The organism is Paenibacillus sp. 01T422, from assembly GCF_056398785.1.
Genome location: NZ_JBFTQB010000555.1, coordinates 1 through 4,356, shown reverse-complemented (window position 1 = coordinate 4,356; position 4,356 = coordinate 1). Strand labels below are relative to the sequence as shown.

Genomic DNA, 4,356 nt, shown 5'->3' with positions numbered 1-4,356 from the left:
GGCTACAGTACTTAAAGTATTTGACAAGTGGAAAGAGTTTCTGGCTGAACGTGTTAGTCAAGCTGGACATGCGGGGATGAGTGAAGAAACCATCTCGAAACTCGCTTTTCAAATTGGTGAATTCCTATCTAATAAAGTTGATCCGGAAAATGAGCAGGAACGTGTGCTCAAAGAGCTGTGGGATGCTGGGGATGAGCAGGATAAACGTACGCTTGCACGCCTCATGGTAAAATTAGTAGACAAAGGTTAATAACCGTTTTACAATTCAATAGTGTACTATGTGAAAGCCTCCTCTTTCGGAGGCTTTTGCACGCTTTCTTAGGTAGAAAGGAATCGAATTTTATGATTATCAAACGTTCCATGCTTATGTTTTTGCTCTTATCTTTCCTTGTTGCTGGCTGTGGAAATCGAGGTATTCCTGTTATTAAGCAGGAGCTCTTGGATAAGAAATTGTCTGTCTTGATGCTTTCGAGCGTTAATTTATCTCCAACTGCGAAGCAGTCTGTAGGGAGTGCACTTCAAAAGTGGAGAGATGCCAATTATATCGCATATGATTGGATGAACGATTTGAGTGCAGTGGATGATCGTGTGCTCACGAAATTGAAAGCAAGCTCGTACGATTACATATATGTTATCGGCAACGATTTGTTCCCATCGGCAAATGGGGTGATTCAGCAAGGCTTAAATCCGGGTAAATGGACATTATTACAGAGTCAGCTGGATGTTAACGGGAATGCGAGCACAGCCATTGACCAGGCTGCTTTGTTGCAAATTGATTCTCAGCAGATTGAAAACTTGAAGAATCAATGGATTCAAAATCTCTTGGCTCAGAATGTCACTGTGGAGTGGGTGACGCGAAGTGATCGCCCAATTCCTTCTGCATGGGCACCTTCGGAAGAAGCGGACCACATTGTTTTGCTTGATAATAATGAACAATGGTTCCATCAATTAACATTTCAAACGAGACAGCATGCTGCTACTTGGATTATTTTCTATTCTCCTGCAACAGAAGCGCAGCTGCAAAAAGTAAAAACGCTTGGTGTATCTGCGATGGATGTCTCTAATTCTTTATCTGCTGAGCTAAACTGGCCACAAATTCTGGATGACCGGCTTCTTGCAATGACGAGTAAGTCATGGCAGAAAGGTCTTTTGAATTACAATGAAAAAGAGCTCACTGAACTCAAGATGAAATAAATTAATGCCTTTTTACAGAAGGAAAATGGCGAAATTTGTAGAATTTATTTGAAGAGCCAATAAAAAGAACGTTATAGATATTGCGATGAGGTGGAAGGATTGGACGTTAAAGAATGGTATATGGAGTATAAGATTCACAAAAACCGTCCCGGGTTATTAGGGGATATCGCTTCCTTAATGGGGATGCTGGATATTAATATAGTAACCATTAATGGTGTTGAAGATCGTACGCGTGGTATGCTTCTTCAAACTAATGATGAAGAAAAAATTGACTTAATGGGTAAAATGCTGAGAAAAGTAGATAATATTACTATTACGGCATTGCGTCCACCTAAACTCGTGGATATTTTGGCTGTACGTCATGGTCGTTATATCGAACGCGATTCGGACGATCGCAAAACATTCCGTTTTACTCGTGATGAATTAGGGCTATTGGTTGACTTCCTTGGTGAGGTATTCAAACGGGACGGAAATCATGTAATTGGGCTTCGCGGCATGCCTCGCGTTGGCAAGACGGAGTCAATTATTGCTGGAAGTGTGTGTGCCAATAAACGTTGGACTTTTGTTTCTTCCACATTACTTCGACAAACGGTTCGTAGCCAATTATCTGAAGACGAGATGACCGCTAATAATGTATTCATTATTGACGGAATCGTTTCCACGATTCGTTCGAATGAGAAGCATCATAGCCTTTTGCAGGATATCATGGCGATGCCTTCAACAAAGGTGATCGAGCACCCGGATATATTTATTCGCGAATCTGAATACACTTATAATCACTTTGATTATATTATTGAGCTTCGAAATAGTCCGGATGAGGAAATCAATTACGATTCATTTACGTACACATCCGAACCATTTTAAGGTTTGTAACGTCATTAACTAATGAGATTCCCGTGGGGAGGTGACCATTATGTCTGATCTTGGATACATTTTACGCAAGACACGATTGGAAAGAAAGATTTCGCTCGACGATTTGCAGGAAGTTACAAAAATTCGTAAACGCTACCTTGAAGCCATTGAAGAAGGAAACTATAAAGTTCTGCCAGGCAGCTTTTATGTACGAGCTTTTATCAAAAGCTATGCAGAAGCAGTAGGACTGGATCCAACTGAAGTGCTGAATATGTACCAAACAACGAATCCTTCTCCAGTCGTGGAAAAACCGGTAGTAGAAACAATTCGGAAGAATCGAACGAGTGTTCGTAATACGGAGAAAATGAGCCGTTGGGCTTCAAGCGTCATGTTTATTTGTTTCATTTTGCTCATTTTCGGAATTGTGTACTATTATACATATAAGAATTACAAGGGAACACCGGCAGGGGAAAAGCCTTCTCAAACGCAGTCTCCGAGAATTACGGATACTACGAATCCCGGGGCAGGAACGACTCCGACTACTTCAACGAATGCCTCCAGTGAAGGTAAAGTGGAACCTCTTCCGACCCCAACACCGGCACCAACACCACCAGCGGTACAAGTTAAATTTAGCAGCAACGAAAAAGGCGTAGATAACTACACGATTATTGGTACTGCGAATTTAAACATTCAGATGAAAATAAACGGTTCCTGCTGGATTCGAGTTGATGCTCTTACAGATGGGGGCGGTAAGGACATGTTAAGACAAAAGCTTTACAAAGAAGGCGATACTGACGCCTTCGATTTGACAAGTTCCGCCTATCTGAATGTTGGAGCAGCAAGTGCGCTAGAGCTTACTGTGAATGGCACCGTGGTTCCTGTTGGTGATACGCCTAATCCAAAGCGTGTACAGCTGAACTTGCAAAAAAACTAGCATTTTGACAGTTCCTGCGCTTTCCCGGGTAATGAAATAATTTCTTCAAGAGACATCCTAGGCCGTGGGGCTGCGGGATGTTTCTTTTTATAAGACTTCTTGCTATAATGCTATTGTAATTTGATGGRAAGGGTGTTTAGTCTAAGATGAGTTCAGAAAGTTCGTTTGATATTGTATCCAAGGTGGATATGCAGGAGTTAAATAACGCCATTCAACAGGCTGAAAAAGAGATTGCCACCCGCTTTGATTTTAAGGGCAGCAAAAGCAGCATTAAGTTAGATAAGGATCAATTAGTCGTTACTTCAGATGACGAGTTTAAGCTTCAGAATGTTCTTGATATCCTGCATGCCAAAATGACGAAACGCGGGATTTCGATCAAAAATCTCGATTACAGCAAGGTTGAACCAGCTGCGAGCTCAACAGTTAGACAGAAAATCAGCATGAAACAAGGTGTCGATCAAGAAAATTCGAAAAAAATCAACATCCTGATTCGTGATTCTAAGCTTAAAGTGAAAACGCAAGTACAAGGAGATCAAATTCGGGTAACGGGCAAGAGCCGTGATGATTTGCAGGCTGTTATTACTTTACTTCGCAAGGCGGATATTCCTCTTGATTTGCAATTTGTAAATTTAAAATAGGCATACATACCATGTTATTGAGAGAGAAGCCCCCTGCTGCAAGGGGGTTTTTACATTTTGACACCCTATAGGGCTTGTATTATACTTGTAGGGAGTGTTTTTAGGACTATTGGAGGTTGTTTCGTTCATGACAGAAAAGGTTAAAGTAGTTACCCTCGGATGCGAGAAGAATATGGTCGATTCCGAGATTATGGCTGGATTAATACATGGGCGTGGTTTTCAACTTGTAGATAACAAGGAAGATGCCACTGTCATTATCGTGAACACTTGCGGGTTCATTGATGCAGCGAAAGAAGAATCCGTAAATACAATTTTGGATATGGCAGAATTGAAAGAAACAGCAAATCTTAAAGCGCTTATCGTATCAGGTTGCTTGACACAGCGTTACAAAAAGCAGCTGATGGATGAGATGCCAGAGATTGACGGGATCGTGGGAACGGGAGATTTTGATAAAATCAATCATATCGTTGACGAGGCTCTGCGCGGGAAAAGACCGGTTCTTGTTGGGAATCCGGTATTTAACTATGATGCGGACCTGCCAAGGCTTGTTACAACGCCTAGATATACAGCGTATGTGAAAATTGCTGAAGGCTGCGATAATGCCTGCACATTCTGCAGTATTCCGATCATGCGCGGTAGTTTCAAGAGCAGAAGCATGGATTCCGTTGTAGCGGAAGTAGCTAATCTGGCTTCACAAGGCGTGAAAGAGATTAGTTTAATCGCTCAGGACTCTACGAA

6 protein-coding genes are annotated in these 4,356 nt (G+C 41.7%); all 6 read left to right on the top strand.

What is annotated here, in order from left to right; translation table 11 throughout:
* Nucleotides 1-250, top strand: a 250-nt coding sequence (locus AC1DUA_RS25730; protein WP_477502474.1) for a DUF3243 family protein, incomplete at its 5' end; no start/stop codon positions are given.
* Nucleotides 251-342: 92 nt separating this feature from the next.
* On the top strand, nt 343-1,194 hold the full coding sequence (locus AC1DUA_RS25725; protein WP_477502473.1) for a hypothetical protein: 852 nt from the start codon (nt 343-345) through the stop codon (nt 1,192-1,194).
* 120 nt (nt 1,195-1,314) lie between these two features.
* Nucleotides 1,315-2,058: a DUF3388 domain-containing protein gene (locus AC1DUA_RS25720; protein ID WP_477502475.1), complete on the top strand. Its 744-nt coding sequence runs from the start codon at nt 1,315-1,317 to the stop codon at nt 2,056-2,058.
* Nucleotides 2,059-2,107: 49 nt separating this feature from the next.
* Nucleotides 2,108-2,980: a helix-turn-helix domain-containing protein gene (locus AC1DUA_RS25715; protein WP_477502472.1), complete on the top strand. Its 873-nt coding sequence runs from the start codon at nt 2,108-2,110 to the stop codon at nt 2,978-2,980.
* 146 nt (nt 2,981-3,126) lie between these two features.
* Nucleotides 3,127-3,618, top strand: a complete 492-nt coding sequence (locus AC1DUA_RS25710; protein WP_477502471.1) for a YajQ family cyclic di-GMP-binding protein — start codon at nt 3,127-3,129, stop codon at nt 3,616-3,618.
* Between the two features lie 127 nt (nt 3,619-3,745).
* On the top strand, nt 3,746-4,356 hold a 611-nt coding region (locus AC1DUA_RS25705), incomplete at its 3' end, for a radical SAM protein (RefSeq protein ID WP_477502470.1).